The sequence below is a fragment of the Devosia subaequoris genome, from assembly GCF_014197055.1.
Taxonomy (GTDB): domain Bacteria; phylum Pseudomonadota; class Alphaproteobacteria; order Rhizobiales; family Devosiaceae; genus Devosia; species Devosia subaequoris.
In genome coordinates this window covers 813,184-829,949 of record NZ_JACIEW010000001.1, presented here as the reverse complement: position 1 = coordinate 829,949, position 16,766 = coordinate 813,184, and the positions used below count along the sequence as shown (strand labels likewise).

Below are 16,766 nucleotides of genomic sequence, written 5' to 3'. Positions count from 1 at the left end.
TGGTTGAGCCTCCTAAAGTCCGTCGCGCCCGCGAAACCGGCGCTGATAATCGGGATCGTAAAGTGCGCTTTCGCGAAAGTCTTGTGCGCCCAGCCCCTTGCCAACAAAGATGATCGCCGTGCGTTCAATGGCGGGGTCGAAGGCCGCTTCTATGGTCCCAAGCGTGGCGCAGATGATCGTCTGTTCTGGCCAGCTTGCATGGGCGACGATGGCCACCGGGCAGTCCACGCCATAGAGTGGAGCGAGTTCGGCCACAACGCGTCCGAGCGAATGAATAGCCAGATGAATTGCAAGAGTCGCCCCGGTGGCCCCAAACGCGGCGAGCGTCTCGCCTTCAGGCATGGGCGAGGCGCGACCGCCAATGCGGGTCAGCACCAGGGATTGGTTGATCGCTGGAAGGGTCAGTTCGCGACCCAGCGCCGCCGCGGCAGCAGCAAAGGCTGGCACGCCGGGCGTCAGGCTATAGGGGATACCCAGCCGGTCCAGCCGCCGCATCTGCTCGGCCACAGCGCTCCAGATCGACAGATCGCCCGAATGCAGCCGCGCCACGTCCTCGCCCGCATCATTGGCACGCACATATTCCGCCTCGATCTCGTCCAGCGACATCGGAGCGGTATCGACCAACCGCGTGTCTGGCCCACACCAGTCGAGCATTTCGCGCGGCACGATGGACCCGGCATAGAGACAGACCGGGCACCGCGCGAGCAGGTCGCGGCCGCGCACCGTGATCAGGTCTGCTGCGCCCGGACCGGCGCCGATGAAATGTACCGTCATGGCTTGCTCCAGCGCCATTGTGTGATCGGCATGGCCGGCCGCCAGCCGGTCACTGTGCCCAGGGGTGCTGCATGGGCAACCGAAAACCGCACCAACTCGCCGCCATGCTGGGCATAGAGGGCGAGTAGCACCTGCTCCATTTCCAGAGTTACCGCATTGGCCACCAGTCGCCCGCCGCCCTGCAGCGCCTCGATTGCCGCGTCCATCACGCCGGGATTGGTACCACCGCCACCCACGAAGATGGCGTGCGGCGCCTCTAGCCCGGTAAGCGCCAGTGGCGCAGTACCAGTAATCACGCGCAGTTCTGGCACACCGAGCTTGCGGGCATTGCGCATGATGCGGGCGGCGCGGTCGGCATCGCTTTCTATGGCGACGGCACGCAGGCTGGGATCGGCCAGCATCCACTCGATGCCGATCGAGCCGGAACCCGCGCCGATATCCCAGAGCAGTTCGTGCCGCCGCGGTCCCAATGCGGCCAGGGTCATGGCGCGGATGTCGCGTTTGGTGATCTGCCCGTCATGTTCATAAAGCGCGTCGTCGAGCCCCGGCGTCAGCGGCAACACGCGCGCCCCTGGCAGGGGCGCCACAGTGATGGCGCAGACATTGAGCGGGTTGATGTCGCCCAGCATGAACCCATCCGCCATTTGCGAGCGGATTTGCTCGTCTGGCCCCCCCAGGGCCTCCAGCACGGTGATGACCGAGCGGCCAAATCCCGCCTCGACCAATAGCGCCGCCAGTGCCCCCGGGCCATGTTCGTCCGACGTCAGCGCCAGAATCCGCGCCGCCGGATGCAGATGCGGCCGGATCAGATCGATTGGCCGACCATGCAGCGACACGCAAGCGACTTCCTGCAACGGCCAGCCCAGCCGGCCGGCAGCAAGGCTGAATGCAGAAGGTTGTGGAATGACAAGCATTTGCGCTGGGTCGATCCGGCGGCTCAGCGTGGCGCCTACGCCATAGTGGAACGGATCGCCCGAGGCCAGAACACAGACTTTGCGGCCCTGCGCCGCCAGCACCGCGTCGATCGAGGACGAGAACGGGGTCTGCCAGACATGCGTATCGCCCGACATGATCGGCGCAACCAATGCCAGATGCCGTTCGCCACCAAACACGATCTCAGCTTCAGCAATGGCCGCACGAGCCGATTGCGACAGCCCCTCGAGCCCGTCTTCGCCAATGCCGATAATCGATAGCCACCGACCGGTCATAACCCCGCCCCGCGCGGCGAATAGACCAGCGGGTCCATGCCGGGGCGATCGATGATGCGCGTTTCAGCGGAGCCAATGATGACGCATGTTGCCATGTCGGCGCGTTGCTGATCGGCCTCTCCGAGCGGAACCACCACGAAATCTTCGTCCGGACGGCCCACGGCGCGACCGAAGATCACCGGCGTCGTCACCGGCAGGGATTCGCGCAGGATCTTGAAAGCGGTGGCCAATTGCCAGGGCCGGGCCCCGGAGATCGGATTATAGAGCGCAATGACCAGACCCGCCTCGGACACGGCGCGCAGACGCCGCTCGATCAGTTCCCAGGGCTTGAGATTGTCCGAAAGCGAAATGGCACAGAAGTCATGGCCCAGCGGCGCGCCGGCGCGGGCCGCGACCGCCAGCATGGCGGTGACTCCAGGCAGCACCACAAGCTCGAGACGACGCCAGGTCTCAGGGCCGGTCTCGATGGCTTCGCAGATCGCCGCGGCCATGGCGAAAACGCCCGGATCGCCACCTGACACCACGCAGACCGAGGCTCCCTTGGACGCGGCATCAAGCGCGGCGCGGGCCCGACTGATCTCTTCGCGATTATCCGATGGCATGCGGCGCTGGTCAGGACGCAGGCTCAGCCGGTCCAGATAGGGACCATAGCCAAAAAACTGCTCCCCGGCGGCGATGGCATCGCGGGCCTGAGGGGTGGTCTGGTCGGGATTACCCGGACCGGTGCCGATGATGACGAGCTTTCCACTCATGGTCGGTTGCTCCAGCCCGGCACCAGCACCAGGGAGAAATAGGGGGCCACGTCATCGCGCTTGTCAGCGAGGGGGACGGAATGTCCATTCGCGGTCGTACCGCGCTCGACATACATCGCCTGGTCCAGCCGACCGGCGTCGGCCAGGGCGGCGCGGACCTTTGCCAGGTTGCGGCCGAGCTTCATGATGACAGCACCCTCGGTATTGCCCAGCCGCCGGGCCAATTCGTCCCGGTCGAGCGTTCCGGGCAGCACCGTCAGGATATCATCCCCCTGGACCAGCGGCAGCCCCGCTTCGGACCAACAGCCCGACATCGCCGTGATGCCCGGGATGACTTGAGTGTCGTATCGGGAAGCCAGGCGCAGATGCAGATGCATATAGCTGCCATAGAACAGGGGATCGCCTTCGCTCAATACGGCGACGCTCCGCCCGGCGTCGAGATGGCTTGCAATACGCTCGGCGGCCTCGGCATAGAAGGCTTCGATCTGGTCCCTGTAGCCGTTTTCGCGCCGGTCGATTTCGGTCGTCACTGGATAGTCCAGTGCTTCCTCGATCTGGCCTGGCTGGAAATACGATGCCGCAATTGCCCGGGCATTGCTGGCATTGCCGCGCTTGGCGAAATAGGCCACGACATCTGCGTTGGCGATGGTGCGAACCGCCTTTAGGGTCAGCAGGTCCGGGTCTCCCGGCCCGGTGCCAACGCCATAGAGCTTGCCGCTCACAGTCCTGGCCTCGCCAGTGCGTTGAGGCAGGCCGCCGTGATGGCGCTGCCGCCCAGCCGGCCGCGCACAATGGCAAAAGGCACGCCATAGGAATTGAGGGCCAGCGCGTCCTTGGATTCAGCGGCGCCGACGAAGCCCACCGGCATGCCCAGAATGGCGGCGGGTTTGGGTGCGCCATCGCGCAGCATTTCGAGCAGATGAAACAGCGCTGTGGGGGCATTTCCAATCGCCACCACCGCGCCCTCGATCTGCTCGTCCCACAAGTGCATTGCCGCAGCAGACCGCGTATTGCCAATACTGGCAGCAAGGGCCGGAACGCGACGATCGCGCAGAGTGCAGATCACCGCATTGTCGGCGGGCAAGCGGGCGGCAGTGACGCCGCGCGCCACCATCTCGGCATCACACAGAATTGGCGCGCCGGCATTGAGGGCGATGCGCGCCGCAGATACAAATCCGGGACTGAATACGAAATGCTGCGCTGCCTCAACCAGTCCTGCCGCATGGATCATGCGCACGGCCAGTTCGGCCTCGTCATCGGCGAATGGGCTTAAGTCGGCCTCGGCGCGGATGATGGCGAAAGACTGTCGGTAGATGCTCTCGCCATCCTTGATGTAGTCATATTGGGTCATCACCCACCCTGAAATGGAAAAGTGCCGGCGCCAAGCGCTGCGGCATCCAGAAGCTTGGAAGGCGTATCGCCCGCGCGGCCGGCAAAGACAAGGCCAATCCCGTCAGGCTGCCCGACCAGCGTCACATCGGCCGGGCGCGGGTGGGCACAGCCCTTTGAACATCCCGATACGTGCAAGCTTTGGCTGGCCGGCAGGCGGGGCGCAAATTGCGCCGCGATGTCGCGCGCTGCAATATGGCCCGAGGCGCATCCCTGATTGCCGATACAGGCGCTGACCCTGTTGCGTGGATCATCGGCTCCGGTGATGAAGCCGAGTTCGCCGGCCTGCGCGATCAGATCGTCCGGTGCGTTGTCGAGCAACAGGACATGGTCCGGCGCCAAACGCATATTGTTGCAAACGCTGGCGATCGCGGCGCCGCACAAAGCGATGATCTCGGCGCTGCGGGCTGCACCAAAGGGCAGGGCGATGGCCCGACTGTGGCCGTGAATAAGGTCGAGCCAGGAACGCCATCGCGGCAAGCCCCCCCGAGCTGGCGAAGGGGCGGGGCTATCAGCGGCCGTGATGTCTTCTCGTCCCGGAAACAAGTCCGCCGCGCGTGCCTCGGGGCCGACGGCGGCCAGGGCGCCCAACACGGCCAATACCGTTGCCGCCGCGCCCTCGGCGTCGGTGCGCTGCGGCTTGCCGCCGCCCAGCGTCACGGCCCAGGAATTGTCGGATTGAGCCAGGAGGCGGATATCAGCCTTGAGTTGGTCGAGTGAAATCTGCCCACTGGCATCGATCACGACGCTGACCTTGGGTCCAAGGCGCTCTGCCATTCCGGCAGCACCTTTGCCAATGGCCTCCGCCAACGGCCGGGGGTCGGCAATTTCCGTCGGGTCGACACCCGCAATGGGAGATATGTCGATGGTAGGTCCGTGCTCTATGGGCAGCAGCGCCGCAACGGCTGCAGCGAAAGCTGGTGCCGTATCGGTGCGTAGGCCGCGAACCTGGAGATTGCCCCGGGCGGTGATTTCGATCAGACCATTGCCATGCTGATCCGCCAGTTTCGCCAGGGCGGCCAGATCTGCTGGCGCCAAGCTGCCTCCCGCGACGCGGATGCGCGCAAGTAGTCCGTCGCCGGTTTGCATGGGGGCATAGAGGCTCGGGCAGGCGCCGCGTCGCGTAGCCCCTGAGAATATCCCGGTCAGCGATGTGCGAGACGCGCTCGTTGATGCTGAAGTCATGCGCCCATCATTATCAGTCCGCGTTTGGCAGCACTACTCCGGCTGGCGCAGAAGATAGGTGTCCATGATCCAGCCATGACGCTCGCGGGCGAGAATGCGGGTGTTTATGATTGTCTCACACACGGCGCCCAGCCGCCCGGCGATCAGGATCTGGTCTGGCGTGCCGAGATAGGCGCCCCAGAAAATTTCGAGCTTGGGGTCGGCATCGCGAAACGCCATCTGCCCATCCAGCATCACCACAGTGTCGGTGGTGATGGCGCCAAGTTTGCGGCCCGGCGTGATCAGCACCGGCTCGCCAATGCGGTTAAGTGCAATGCCATGGGCAGCCGTCAGTGCTTGGACGGCGGTGATCCCTGGAATGACCTCCACCCGGATCGGCTCGGTGACATGGGCAAGGATGCGAAGCGTTGAATCATAGAGCCCCGGATCGCCCCAGACCAGAAAGGCCCCGGCGCCGTTCTCCGGAACATCGCAGATCAGCATCGCGTAGATATCGGCCAGGGCCCGGTGCCAATCGGCGACGCCCTGACCATAATCAATGTGCTGCGCGTCGCGTCTGGGTACGGCGTAGCCAATCTGACGCGGTTCCGGCTTCAGCACGTGGCGGGCAATGATGTTGCGGCGCACATCGGCCAGGTCGGATTTGCTGGCGCCCTTGTCTGGAATGAAAAGTACGTCGGCGCGATTAAGTGCGTCGATCGCGGCGATCGTCACATGCTCGGCACTGCCCGTTCCGATCCCGACGACATATATGGTTTTCATGGCTGCCCCCGCACCATTGATCCGTTCCGGAATGGCAGAGCCTTGGCCGCCTGACAAGGTGTGGCTATTCCGCGTCGTCCTTGACCGCTTCCATCGACACATGAGTGGAGGTATGCGCCACATGCGGCAGGGCCGAGATTTTCTCGCCCAGTACCTCCCTATAGGCAGCGATATCCTTGGTGCGGACCTTGAGCAGATAGTCGAAGCTCGAGGCGATCATGTGCGCCTGCTCGACCTCGGGCAGAGCGCGGACCGCCTTGTTGAACGCGTCCAGCGCCGCCTTGCGGGTGTCGCTCAGACGTACCTCGACAAAGGCCACATGCGGAAGCCCCAGGCGCGTGGGATCGATCACAGCCCGATAGCCCAGAATATAGCCCTCCTGCTCGAGCCGTCGGATGCGCGCCTGGCAGGGTGTCTTCGACAGATTGACCCGCCGGCTCAGTTCCGCAACGCTGATGCGGCCGTCGCTGGCCAGTTCGTTGATTATGCGGCGGTCGATTTGGTCCAATGGACTGCTTGGTGGAAATTTCATGGGCGTTTCTTCGCGGATGGGGTGCATTGATGTTTCAATCGCCTCTCGCTGCATAGCAGATCAGGCGAAACGGCCATAGCGCTTCTGGCATCATCGGCATGAACAGGATTGATCGCCCATGCCACAGACCTCCCCTCGCCAATTGCTTCGCGCCCGGCTCTATGCCGACGAAACCACGCTCGTTCGAGATCTGATCGGGCAGGCCGATCTCGACGAAGCCGATCGGGTCCAGATTTCGCAGCGCGCCGTCGACCTCGTTCACGCAGTGCGCAACGGCACCAGATTGGGCCTGATGGAGAGCTTCCTGGCCGAATATGGTCTGGATAGCGAAGAAGGCCTGGCGCTGATGTCGCTGGCCGAAGCCCTCCTGCGGGTGCCCGACAGCGAGACCGTCGATGCCCTGATCCACGACAAGATCGGCGGCGCCGACTGGGCTCGCCATTTTGGTGGCTCCGAGAGTCCGTTGGTCAATTTCTCGTCCTGGGCGCTGAACCTGACAGCCGAGGTGCTGGGCGATCCCGAGATCGCGCCGAAATCCGCACTGCATCGGGCCGTGGCACGATTGGGCGAGCCCGTCATTCGTACCGCTGTCAGTCATGCCATGCGCCTGATGGGCAGCCAGTTCGTCTTCGGTCGCACCATCGATGAAGCCGTGGCGCATGCCAAAAAGCCGGAAGCCCTGGGCTATCGTTATTCCTACGACATGCTGGGCGAAGCGGCACGCACCGCCGAAGATGCGCAGCGCTACTTCCAGGCTTACCTCAACGCCATCAACGCCTTGGCACCGCATTGCATCCACGGTTCGGTACGGGACAATCCCGGTATTTCAGTCAAGCTCAGCGCTTTGCACCCGCGCTATGAGTACGCCCAGCGCGAGCGGGTGATGTCCGAACTGGTTGAGGTTACCCGCCAATTGGCTCTAGCCGCGGCCAAGGCCAATATGGGCTTCAACGTCGATGCCGAGGAGGCCGATCGGCTCGACCTTTCGCTCGATGTGATCCAAGCCGTGCTCGAAACGCCAGAATTGGCTGGCTGGAACGGCTTCGGTGTGGTGGTGCAGGCCTATGGCAAGCGCGTCCTGCCGCTGATTGATTGGCTGGAGCAAACCGCCGCCCGGCTGGATCGCCGGATCATGGTACGGCTGGTCAAGGGTGCCTACTGGGACGCCGAGATCAAGCGCGCGCAGGTTATGGGCCTGCCGGGTTATCCGGTCTTCACCCGCAAGGCGGCGACCGATGTGAGCTACATCGCAGCCGCGCGGAAGCTGCTTGATGCCGAACACATCTACCCGCAATTTGCGACCCACAACGCTCATACTGCCGCTGCTGTTCTGCATCTGGCCGAACTGACCGGCCGGGCGAAGGACAGCTATGAGTTCCAGCGGCTGCACGGCATGGGCGAGCAATTGCACGATGTCTTACGCAAATCCGAAGGGACGACCACGCGCATCTATGCGCCAGTGGGTGCTCATAAGGATTTGCTCGCCTATCTGGTGCGGCGCCTGCTGGAAAACGGGGCCAATGGCTCTTTCGTCTATCAGATAGCCGATGACGACATTCCGGCTGAGACGGTCGCCGAGGATCCAATCGGCAAGCTTTTGGTACTGGGGGAGGACATACCCAACCCAGCCATCCCTGAGCCTTCGGCGATATTTGGTGACCGCCGCAATTCCGAGGGCCTGGACCTGACGGACCCCTTGGCATTCGGAGTCATGGAGACAGCCCGCGACGCCTTTGCCACACATCGTTGGCAGGCGGCGAGCCTGGGTGCGATGAACACCGATACAGAAATTTTGGCCGAGGTTATCAATCCCGCAGACCGAACCGACAAAGTCGGCGAAGTGCGGCAGGCGACCCCAGCACAGGTGCAGCAGGCCATTGCGGCGGCGGCCAAGTCGACATGGAGCGAAATGCCGGTCGCCGAGCGCGCTGCCAAGCTGCGGCGCACCGCCGACCTTTATCAGGCCAACGCGGCCGAATTTTTCGCGGTGCTGGCTCGCGAAGCCGGCAAGAGCTGGGCTGATGCGGTGGCCGAGCTACGCGAAGCCGTCGACTTCCTGCGCTATTACGCCGATGAAGCCCACAAACTGACCGCGCCTGCACGCGGCCCCTTCGTCTGCATCTCGCCGTGGAATTTCCCACTCGCCATTTTCACCGGGCAGGTGGCCGCCGCCCTGGTGGCGGGCAACCCGGTCCTGGCCAAGCCGGCGCCTCAGACCCCGCTCATTGCCTGGCGCGCCGTGCAATTGATGCACGAGGCCGGACTGCCAGAAGATGCCGTACAACTTTTGCCCGGCGGTCCGGAGGTGGGCGCGCAATTGACCTCCAATCCCGCCATTGCTGGCGTTGCCTTTACGGGTTCCTTGCCGACCGCGCGGCGCATTGAACAATCGATGGCCCAACACCTCTCGCCCCATGCGCCGCTGATTGCGGAGACCGGTGGTCTCAATGCGATGGTCGTGGATACCACCGCGCTGACCGAGCAGGCGGTGCGCGACATCATCACGTCCGCCTTCCAGTCCGCCGGTCAGCGCTGCTCGGCCCTGCGCATCCTCTATGTCCAGGAGGAAGCGTATGAACGGACCCTGGAAATGCTCAAGGGCGCCATGAACGAACTTGCGCTTGGCAATCCATGGCACCTCAAAACCGATGTCGGTCCAATCATCGATGCGACGGCCCGCGACAAAATCACGGCCTACATCGGAGCGCGGACGGATCGCGTGCTGCATCGCCTGCAGGCCCCTGAGGGCGGCACATTCGTTGCTCCGACCGTATTGCGGGTGAACGGCATAGAAGACTTGCCGGAAGAGATCTTCGGTCCGGTCCTGCATGTGGCGACCTTTAAGGGCGAAGAACTGGGCAAGGTCATTTCCGCGATCAATGCGTCCGGCTATGGTCTGACTTTTGGCATGCACACCCGGATTTCCTCGCGCGTTAAGCGGCTGGCCAACATGGTGCATGTCGGCAATATCTACGTGAACCGCAACCAGATCGGCGCCGTGGTCGGCAGCCAGCCCTTTGGCGGCGAGGGGTTGTCGGGTACAGGGCCTAAGGCCGGTGGTCCTCACTATCTGCCGCGTTTCACGCAAGGCGACACCAGCCTGCAGTGCGGAACGCTTGAAATGCCGGGGCCGACGGGTGAAAGCAATTGCCTCCATGTAGCGCCGCGCGGCACGCTGCTTTGCCTCGGACCAGCGCCGGACGACGTGGCCACACAGATGGCAATGGCCGAAGAGGCCGGGTGTCAGTTCGAAACGCGGGAAATCGATCTTGACCATCTGCGCAGCGTCGATGGATTTGACGCCATTGCCTGGTTCGGCGACATCCAGACTCTCAAATCTCTGCGGCAGGCACTCAGCCAGCGTGATGGCGCCCTGTTGCCGATCCTGACGGGTCGGAGCGACATCGCTCGCCTGCAACTTGAACGCCAGGTGTGTATCGACACGACGGCTGCGGGTGGCAATGCCTCACTTATGGCGGCAGCGGGTTGACCCGCTGATACAAAAAGGTCCGCAGGAGCGATCCTACGGGCCTTTCGCACTTAGGCCGATTACATAGCGATTTCTGCGGCACGTTGAGCGGCGCTGGCCATTCAGGGTCATGCGCCTGTCTCCCACGTCTGCGCCACGAGCACGGCCAGCTTGGCCGGGACGGACAACAATTCGCGCACCACTTGCACGCGCTCCGGCGTGTAATAGCCCGCGACATCGAGAATGTTCATGGTGGCCACCAACTCGTCGCCGATGATGATGGGCATGTTGATGACCGACTGGCAGCCCAGCTTGTTGATCAACTCGTAGTCGAAAAACACCTGCGCGATATCCTCGATGGTGTTGGCCACGAAATACTCGCGCTGTTTGTGCACCACGTCGAACCAGGGGCCGTAATTGATCGGCTTGGTGCCCGAGGCCGGATAGTTCACCGGGTCGCTGGTATAGGCGCGGCGGGCAACATCGGCGGCCATGTCGACCGTCATGATAGTGAAGAGCTTGGCGCCCACGGTTGCCTGGGCCAGATCCTGCAGAGCCTTGTAGGCGGCCTCGGCAGTTTGCGCCACAGCGATGGTGGTGTCGAAGGTCGCGAGGGCTTCGATGGTGGTCATATGTGGTCGTCCTGAAAATACCAAAAGATGTTCCGTTGTGGGTTGCCCGAGAGGCACCCCAACCTCACTCGCCCGCGGTTGCGGCGAGCAGTTCGCGGGAATAGGGCTCCTTGAGGTCGCCGGATTTGAGCTGGGTCACATCGGCAATTTCGACGATGCGACCATGGCGCATGACCGCCAGGCGATCACAGAGAAAACTGACAACCGGCAGATTGTGCGTGACCAGAAGGAAGGTTAGTCCCTGTTCGCGCCGGAGCCTTTTGAGCAGGTTGAGAATTTCCGCCTGCACTGAGACGTCCAGCGCCGAGGTCGGCTCGTCCAGCAGCATGACCTTGGGTTCGAGCATCAGGGCACGGGCGATGGCCACGCGCTGGCGCTGCCCGCCTGAGAGCTGATGCGGGAAGCGGAAGCGGAAACGTTGGTCGAGCCCCACCGCCGTCAGCATGGCTTCCACACGCTCGCCCCGATTGCCAATGCCATGAATGGCCAGCGGTTCGGAGAGGGCCGCGTCGATGGTCTTGCGCGGGTGCAGCGAGCCATAGGGGTCCTGGAACACCATCTGCACTTTTCGCGACACATTGCGATCGACGTGATGGCTCCGGGCCTCGCCCATGACGGATATGTCGCCCGTCCAGCCAGGGGCCAGCCCGGCGATGGCGCGCAATATGGTGGACTTGCCCGAGCCACTCTCGCCAACCAGAGCGAAGCTTTCGCCCTCGGGGATTGAGAGGTTCACATCGAAGACGACCTTGGTGTCGCCATAGGCAATATCGAGATTGGTAAGGTCTATTGCATTCATGTGCCGGCCCATTGCGTGCGGTCGAGCACGGGAAGTTCGTCGCGGGTTTCGTTGATCACCGGCATGGCGGCCAGCAGGCCTTTTGTGTAGGGGTGCTGCGCGTTTTCGAGCTGACCGGCCGCACATTCTTCAACCACCTGGCCCGCATTCATTACCAGGATACGGTCGCAATAGCGGCTGACCAGGTTTAGATCATGGCTGATCAGGATCAGTCCCATGCCCTTGTTGCGCACCAACTCATCGATAATGTCGAGCACCTGTGCCTGCACCGAGACATCGAGCGCCGAGGTCGGTTCGTCGGCAATCAGCAATTCAGGCTCGGGGATCAGCATCATGGCGATCATGATGCGCTGGCCCATGCCGCCCGAGACTTCATGCGGGTAGAGTTTTGCGACCCGTTCAGGATCGTTGATGCGCACCGCATGCAGCATCTCGATAATGCGCGCTTGCACATCGCGGCGCGGCAGCTTCTGATGCGTGACCAGCGCTTCGGCAATCTGCTCGCCCACGGTCATCACCGGGTTGAGCGAGAATTTGGGATCCTGCATGACCATGGAAATGCGGGCGCCGCGAATGGCGCGCATCTGCTTTTCGCTCTGGCTCAGTATGTCGATGCCGTCGAATTCGAGCCTGTCGGCAGTTACCTGGCCCGGCTTGCGAATGAGCTTGAGAATGGAGCGGCCGGTCATCGACTTGCCCGATCCACTCTCGCCCACAATGCCAAGGCGCTCGCGTCCAAGGGTGAAGGTCAGCCCCTTCACCACTTCAACGCGCCCTGTGTGCGTGGGAAAGCTCACGCGCAGGTTCTCCACGCTGAGGAGGGGAGATGTCATCAGCTCTGTCCCTCGCTGGTCTTTTGCATCTTCAGCTCGGTCAATTCTTGCCCTCGCTCTTGGGATCAAGCACGTCGCGCAGTCCGTCCCCCAGGAAGCAGAAGCCCAGCGACACGATGATGATGGCAAAGCCTGGCATGGTGGCGACCCACCACTGATCGAGAATGAAGGTGCGGCCTCGGCTGATCATGGCACCCCATTCGGGCAGCGGCGGTTGGGCGCCCAGGCCGAGGAAGCCCAGGCCAGCCGCAGTCAGGATCACTCCGGCCATGTCCAGGGTGACGCGGATGATCATCGAGGAGGTACACAACGGCAATATGTGCTGCACGATGAGGCGGACCGGGCCGCCACCAGCAAGCTGCACCGCCTGGATATATTCGGCATTGCGGATGGTCAGCGTTTCGGCCCGGGCGATACGCGCATAAGCCGGCCAGGAGGTGATGGCGATGGCAATGATCGCATTGTTGATGCCAGGGCCAAGCGCGGCCACGAAGGCCAGCGCCAGGATCAGCTTGGGAAGCGACAGGAAAATATCGGTAAAGCCCATCAAAAAGCGATCTACCCAGCCACCGAAATAGCCGGCAATGGCGCCGATCAGCAAACCCAGCGGTGCCGAGATCAGCGCAACCAGCAACACGATGGTCAGCGTGATCTGCGATCCCCACACCACGCGGGAGAAGATGTCTCGTCCCAACTCGTCCGTGCCCATCCAATGCGCTGCCGAAGGAGGCATCAGCCGGTTGGCCAGATCCTGTCCGACCGCGGAATAGGGGGCGATCCAGGGCGCGAAAGCTGCCGTCAACAGCAGCACGAGAATGATGACGCCGCCCAGCACCGAAAGCGGATTGCGCATCAGCGCGGTAAATACGCGATAGGCGCGACCCACATTGGCCTGCGGGCGGGATGTGGGGGAATCGGCGAGAAGCCAGTCGCGGGTGCTCATCAGCGGGCCCTCGGGTCAAGGACGCGATAGAGCACGTCCGAGATCTTGTTGATGACGATGAAGACGGCGCCGATCACCAGCGTTGCGCCGAGCACCGCATTCATGTCCGCGTTGAGCAGGGCGGTTGTCAGGTAATTGCCGATGCCCGGCCAGGAAAACACGGTCTCGATCATCACCGACCCTTCCAAGAGGCCTGCATAGGAGAGCCCGATGACGGTAATCAACGGCACACGGATCGGGTTGAAGGCATGGCGCCAGATCACGACCCGCTCCGGCACGCCCTTGACCCGGGCCGTGGTGACAAATTCCTGGCTCAGTTGGTCGAGCATGAAACTGCGCGTCATGCGAGCGATGTAAGCGAGACTGAAAAAGCCCAGCACGGCGGCGGGCAGGATGATGTGGCTCACCGCGTTCCAGAAAATATCGATCTCGCCGCGAAGCAGGCTGTCGACCAGGATCATGCCGGTCACGGGCTCGACAAGCCCGTCATAGAAGATGTCGAGCCGTCCGGGGCCGCCGACCCAGCGCAGGCGCGCATAGAACAGGGCCAGTCCGACGAGGCCCAGCCAGAAGGCCGGGACGGAATAGCCGAGCAGACCAACCACGCGAATCGCCTGATCCAGCCATGAGCCCTGCCGGGCGGCGGCGGTGACGCCCAGGGGGATGCCAAGGGCGCAGCCGATGAGGATGCCCAGCGTGGCCATTTCGAAGGTAGCCGGGAAGAAACGCGAGAGATCCTCGATAACCGGGCGGCCGGTGGAGACCGACATGCCCAGATCGCCCGTGAACACATTGCCCACATAGGCGATGAACTGCATCCAGAGTGGCCGGTCGAGCCCCATGGCGATCTTGGCGACGTCATATTGTTCCTGCGTCGCGCGATCGCCCACCACGGCCAGCACCGGATCGATAGGTATGACACGACCAATAAAGAACGTAATGGCCAGTAGGCCCAGAAAGGTCAGAAAGAGCGTGACGACGAAGCCGCCTGTTGTGGAAAAGCCACGAACAAGGCGTTTGCCTGCATAACCCGGTGCCGGCTCCGGCGATGCGCTCTGCTGGTCAATCGCCACTTGAAATCCTTTCGGCGAAACAAGCTCTTATGGCCACCGGCCCGATGTGCCAGCAGATCGCAAAAGCTTCACATTTCGCTTTCACCATACAAGAAACTTTGCTTATATCAAAAAAATTTTAGTGGAGTGAGCTATGGCTGAGGCAGTGGCGAAGGCAGAGGAGGGGCACCCCAAAGTGGGAGCGCTGATCCGTGCGCGCCGCCGTCAGCAGCACATGACGCTGATGGCCCTGGGCGAGGCCGCCAACGTCTCGGTGGGCTATCTCAGTCAGGTCGAGCGGGATCACGCCACGCCCTCTCTGGGAACGCTCGCGCAGATCGCCAGGGCGCTCGGTGTCTCTATCGACTATTTCGTCTCCTCGCCGGCGACGCATGATGCCCTGACGCGGGCAGGGGAGCGCAACCGCTTCTCGCTCGATGGCTCCTCGATTATCTATGAGCGCCTCGGGGCCGACTTTCCAGGCAACCAGCTCTCGAGCTTCCTGATGGTCGTGCCGCCGGGCTACCAGTCCGAAACCGTGGCGCATGAGGGCGAGGAAATCCTCTACGTGCTCGAAGGGTCCATCACCCAGCGCCTCGATGGCGAGGAAATGGTGATGAGTGCGGGAGACAGCCTGCATTTCCGCGGCAATCGCCCGCATTCCTGGTCCAATCACACCGACCAGCCTGCCCGTCTGCTCTGGACCGGCACGCTGGCACTCTTTCGCTCCACGGCGCGCCCGCGTCCTGTCCTGGCGAAACCCAAAGCCGGCGCCAATAAGCCGGTCCGCAAGAAACCCAATCCCAAGGAGAAACGCACATGAAGCTCTTCCGCGCAGCCCTTATGGCATCCGCGCTTGCCCTGCCGCTGGCAGCAGGCGCCGTTTATGCCGCAACACCGGCCGACGCGCTGGTGATCGCCCAGAACATCGACGATATTGTCGCGCTGGACCCCGCTCAGGCCTATGAATTCTCGGCCGGCGAGATCAATGCCAACCTTTATGATCACTTGGTTCAGTATGCGGCCGAGGACACCACCACTCTGGCACCCGGACTGGCCAGCGAGTGGATCGCTGATGAAGCGGCCAAGACCATCACCTTCACCATGCGCGAGGGTGCCACCTTCGCCTCGGGCAATCCGGTTCGCCCCGAAGACGTGCTCTACTCGTTCAAACGCGTCGTCACGCTGAACCTGACCCCGGCCTTCATCCTGACCCAGCTCGGCTGGACCCCGGAAAACGTCGACGAGATGGTCACCGTTGATGGCAACACCGTTACCATCAAGTGGGATGGCGATTTCGCTTCTGCCTTTGTGCTCAACGTGCTGGCCTCGCGTCCCGCCTCCATCGTCGATGAAGTGCTGGTCAGCGAACACGTTGAAGGTGATGACTGGGGCAACGCCTGGCTCAACACCAATTCAGCCGGTTCGGGCCCCTTCGTGCTGACCGATTATCGTCCGGCCGAACTGGTTCGCATGACCGCAAATGAGAACTATTTCGATGGCGCACCGGCCATGAAGCAGGTTCTCATTCGTCATGTCGCTGAAGCAGCTACCCAGCAGCTTCTGCTGACCTCCGGTGACGTCGATATGGCCAAGAACCTGACCCCGGACCAGATCGCTAGTCTGGGTGACCAGGTAAAGGTTGAAGCCTTCCCGCAGGCCGCCGTGCACTTTCTCTCCTTCAACCAGAAGACCGAGAGCCTGACCGATCCCGCCTTGTGGGAGGCCGCGCGCTACCTCGTCAATTATGACGGCATGACCGAGAGCTTCCTCAAGGGTCAGATGGAAAAGCACCAGGCCTTCTGGCCCAAGGGCTTCCCCGGCTCCTATGACGAAACCCCGTACGGCTACGACGTTGAAAAAGCCAAGCAGATCCTGGCCGATGCTGGCGTGGAAACCCCGATTAATGTCACGCTCGACGTGATCAATTCGGCGCCATTCACCGATATGGCCCAGTCGCTGCAGGCTGGTTTTGCCGAAGCCGGTATCAACTTTGATATTCTGCCTGGCACCGGCGCCCAGGTGATCACGAAGTACCGTGACCGTACCCACGAGGCCATGCTGCTCTATTGGGGTCCGGACTTCATGGACCCGCACTCCAACGCCAAGGCGTTCGCCTACAATTCCGATAATTCGGACGACAATTACACGGCGACCACCACCTGGCGGAACGCCTGGGCTGTGCCGGAAGAAATGAACGAGAAAGTGCGCGCTGCGCTGGCCGAGTCCGACCAGTCCAAGCGCAACGAAATGTATGTCGAGTTGCAGAAGAAAGTTCAGGCCGACAGCCCGATCGTCATCATGTTCCAGGCCCAGTTGCAGATCGCCATGGGCGAAAATGTCGATGGGTATGTGAACGGGTCCAACTCGGACTTCGTCTACTACCGCCTCGTGACCAAGGACTGATTGGTCCCTACCCATTCGGCGGCCCTGTCC

16 protein-coding genes are annotated in these 16,766 nt (G+C 62.5%); 3 read left to right on the top strand and 13 right to left on the bottom strand.

What is annotated here, in order from left to right:
* Window positions 1–12: 12 nt before the first annotated feature.
* The 8 genes from cobM to GGR20_RS03875 all read right to left on the bottom strand — a co-directional run bounded on the left by cobM (window position 13) and on the right by GGR20_RS03875 (window position 6,602).
* A complete protein-coding gene (gene cobM / locus GGR20_RS03910; RefSeq protein ID WP_183309885.1) occupies window positions 13–774 on the bottom strand; it encodes a precorrin-4 C(11)-methyltransferase in 762 nt (253 codons plus the stop codon).
* Window positions 771–1,982, bottom strand: a complete 1,212-nt coding sequence (cbiE, locus tag GGR20_RS03905) for a precorrin-6y C5,15-methyltransferase (decarboxylating) subunit CbiE (RefSeq protein ID WP_183309884.1) — start codon at window positions 1,980–1,982, stop codon at window positions 771–773. The genes cobM and cbiE overlap by 4 nt, the downstream gene beginning before the upstream one ends.
* A complete protein-coding gene (locus tag GGR20_RS03900) occupies window positions 1,979–2,734 on the bottom strand; it encodes a precorrin-3B C(17)-methyltransferase (protein WP_183309883.1) in 756 nt (251 codons plus the stop codon). The genes cbiE and GGR20_RS03900 overlap by 4 nt, the downstream gene beginning before the upstream one ends.
* A complete protein-coding gene (locus tag GGR20_RS03895; protein ID WP_253559979.1) occupies window positions 2,731–3,456 on the bottom strand; it encodes a precorrin-2 C(20)-methyltransferase in 726 nt (241 codons plus the stop codon). Before GGR20_RS03895 ends, GGR20_RS03900 begins: the two co-directional genes overlap by 4 nt.
* Window positions 3,453–4,085: a precorrin-8X methylmutase gene (locus GGR20_RS03890; RefSeq protein ID WP_183309882.1), complete on the bottom strand. Its 633-nt coding sequence runs from the start codon at window positions 4,083–4,085 to the stop codon at window positions 3,453–3,455. Before GGR20_RS03890 ends, GGR20_RS03895 begins: the two co-directional genes overlap by 4 nt.
* A complete protein-coding gene (cobG, locus tag GGR20_RS03885; protein ID WP_183309881.1) occupies window positions 4,085–5,308 on the bottom strand; it encodes a precorrin-3B synthase in 1,224 nt (407 codons plus the stop codon). The genes GGR20_RS03890 and cobG overlap by 1 nt, the downstream gene beginning before the upstream one ends.
* Window positions 5,309–5,341: 33 nt before the next feature.
* Window positions 5,342–6,070: a precorrin-6A synthase (deacetylating) gene (cobF, locus tag GGR20_RS03880; protein WP_183309880.1), complete on the bottom strand. Its 729-nt coding sequence runs from the start codon at window positions 6,068–6,070 to the stop codon at window positions 5,342–5,344.
* A 64-nt stretch (window positions 6,071–6,134) separates the two neighbouring features.
* Window positions 6,135–6,602: an Lrp/AsnC family transcriptional regulator gene (locus tag GGR20_RS03875; RefSeq protein WP_183309879.1), complete on the bottom strand. Its 468-nt coding sequence runs from the start codon at window positions 6,600–6,602 to the stop codon at window positions 6,135–6,137.
* A gap of 118 nt (window positions 6,603–6,720) precedes the next feature.
* Between GGR20_RS03875 and putA the strand changes: the two genes are divergently transcribed.
* Entirely contained in the window at window positions 6,721–10,092 is a 3,372-nt protein-coding gene (gene putA / locus GGR20_RS03870; RefSeq protein WP_183309878.1) for a bifunctional proline dehydrogenase/L-glutamate gamma-semialdehyde dehydrogenase PutA, read from the top strand.
* Between the two features lie 107 nt (window positions 10,093–10,199).
* Here the strand turns inward: putA and GGR20_RS03865 are convergent, their stop codons facing one another.
* The 5 genes from GGR20_RS03865 to GGR20_RS03845 form a co-directional block, all read right to left on the bottom strand.
* Complete coding sequence (locus tag GGR20_RS03865; protein ID WP_183309877.1) at window positions 10,200–10,703, bottom strand: GAF domain-containing protein; 504 nt, start codon at window positions 10,701–10,703, stop codon at window positions 10,200–10,202.
* Window positions 10,704–10,767: 64 nt separating this feature from the next.
* Window positions 10,768–11,502, bottom strand: coding sequence for an ABC transporter ATP-binding protein (locus GGR20_RS03860; protein WP_183309876.1), 735 nt, complete (start codon window positions 11,500–11,502; stop codon window positions 10,768–10,770).
* Window positions 11,499–12,335, bottom strand: a complete 837-nt coding sequence (locus tag GGR20_RS03855) for an ABC transporter ATP-binding protein (protein WP_183309875.1) — start codon at window positions 12,333–12,335, stop codon at window positions 11,499–11,501. Before GGR20_RS03855 ends, GGR20_RS03860 begins: the two co-directional genes overlap by 4 nt.
* Window positions 12,336–12,375: 40 nt before the next feature.
* A complete protein-coding gene (locus tag GGR20_RS03850; RefSeq protein WP_183309874.1) occupies window positions 12,376–13,278 on the bottom strand; it encodes an ABC transporter permease in 903 nt (300 codons plus the stop codon).
* Complete coding sequence (locus tag GGR20_RS03845) at window positions 13,278–14,243, bottom strand: ABC transporter permease (protein WP_210283074.1); 966 nt, start codon at window positions 14,241–14,243, stop codon at window positions 13,278–13,280. Before GGR20_RS03845 ends, GGR20_RS03850 begins: the two co-directional genes overlap by 1 nt.
* 241 nt (window positions 14,244–14,484) lie before the next feature.
* On the opposite strand from GGR20_RS03845, the gene GGR20_RS03840 reads away from it, so the two are divergent.
* Both GGR20_RS03840 and GGR20_RS03835 read left to right on the top strand, forming a co-directional pair.
* Window positions 14,485–15,153 carry a helix-turn-helix domain-containing protein gene (locus GGR20_RS03840; RefSeq protein ID WP_183309873.1) on the top strand — a complete coding sequence of 223 codons (669 nt, stop codon included), beginning with the start codon at window positions 14,485–14,487 and terminating at the stop codon, window positions 15,151–15,153.
* Window positions 15,150–16,736 (top strand): ABC transporter substrate-binding protein, encoded by a 1,587-nt coding sequence (locus GGR20_RS03835; RefSeq protein ID WP_183309872.1) that lies wholly within the window; start codon window positions 15,150–15,152, stop codon window positions 16,734–16,736. Before GGR20_RS03840 ends, GGR20_RS03835 begins: the two co-directional genes overlap by 4 nt.
* Window positions 16,737–16,766: the final 30 nt, after the last annotated feature.

What these genes read in the sequence shown, in the direction of transcription:
- GGR20_RS03860 (WP_183309876.1), bottom strand. Translation starts at nt 11,502, where the DNA reads ATGAATGCAATAGACCTTACCAATCTCGATATTGCCTATGGCGACACC.
- GGR20_RS03865 (WP_183309877.1), bottom strand. Translation starts at nt 10,703, where the DNA reads ATGACCACCATCGAAGCCCTCGCGACCTTCGACACCACCATCGCTGTG.
- putA (WP_183309878.1), top strand. Translation starts at nt 6,721, where the DNA reads ATGCCACAGACCTCCCCTCGCCAATTGCTTCGCGCCCGGCTCTATGCC.
- GGR20_RS03850 (WP_183309874.1), bottom strand. Translation starts at nt 13,278, where the DNA reads ATGAGCACCCGCGACTGGCTTCTCGCCGATTCCCCCACATCCCGCCCG.
- cbiE (WP_183309884.1), bottom strand. Translation starts at nt 1,982, where the DNA reads ATGACCGGTCGGTGGCTATCGATTATCGGCATTGGCGAAGACGGGCTC.
- cobM (WP_183309885.1), bottom strand. Translation starts at nt 774, where the DNA reads ATGACGGTACATTTCATCGGCGCCGGTCCGGGCGCAGCAGACCTGATC.
- cobG (WP_183309881.1), bottom strand. Translation starts at nt 5,308, where the DNA reads ATGACTTCAGCATCAACGAGCGCGTCTCGCACATCGCTGACCGGGATA.
- GGR20_RS03835 (WP_183309872.1), top strand. Translation starts at nt 15,150, where the DNA reads ATGAAGCTCTTCCGCGCAGCCCTTATGGCATCCGCGCTTGCCCTGCCG.
- GGR20_RS03890 (WP_183309882.1), bottom strand. Translation starts at nt 4,085, where the DNA reads ATGACCCAATATGACTACATCAAGGATGGCGAGAGCATCTACCGACAG.
- GGR20_RS03900 (WP_183309883.1), bottom strand. Translation starts at nt 2,734, where the DNA reads ATGAGTGGAAAGCTCGTCATCATCGGCACCGGTCCGGGTAATCCCGAC.
- GGR20_RS03840 (WP_183309873.1), top strand. Translation starts at nt 14,485, where the DNA reads ATGGCTGAGGCAGTGGCGAAGGCAGAGGAGGGGCACCCCAAAGTGGGA.
- GGR20_RS03875 (WP_183309879.1), bottom strand. Translation starts at nt 6,602, where the DNA reads ATGAAATTTCCACCAAGCAGTCCATTGGACCAAATCGACCGCCGCATA.
- GGR20_RS03855 (WP_183309875.1), bottom strand. Translation starts at nt 12,335, where the DNA reads ATGACATCTCCCCTCCTCAGCGTGGAGAACCTGCGCGTGAGCTTTCCC.
- cobF (WP_183309880.1), bottom strand. Translation starts at nt 6,070, where the DNA reads ATGAAAACCATATATGTCGTCGGGATCGGAACGGGCAGTGCCGAGCAT.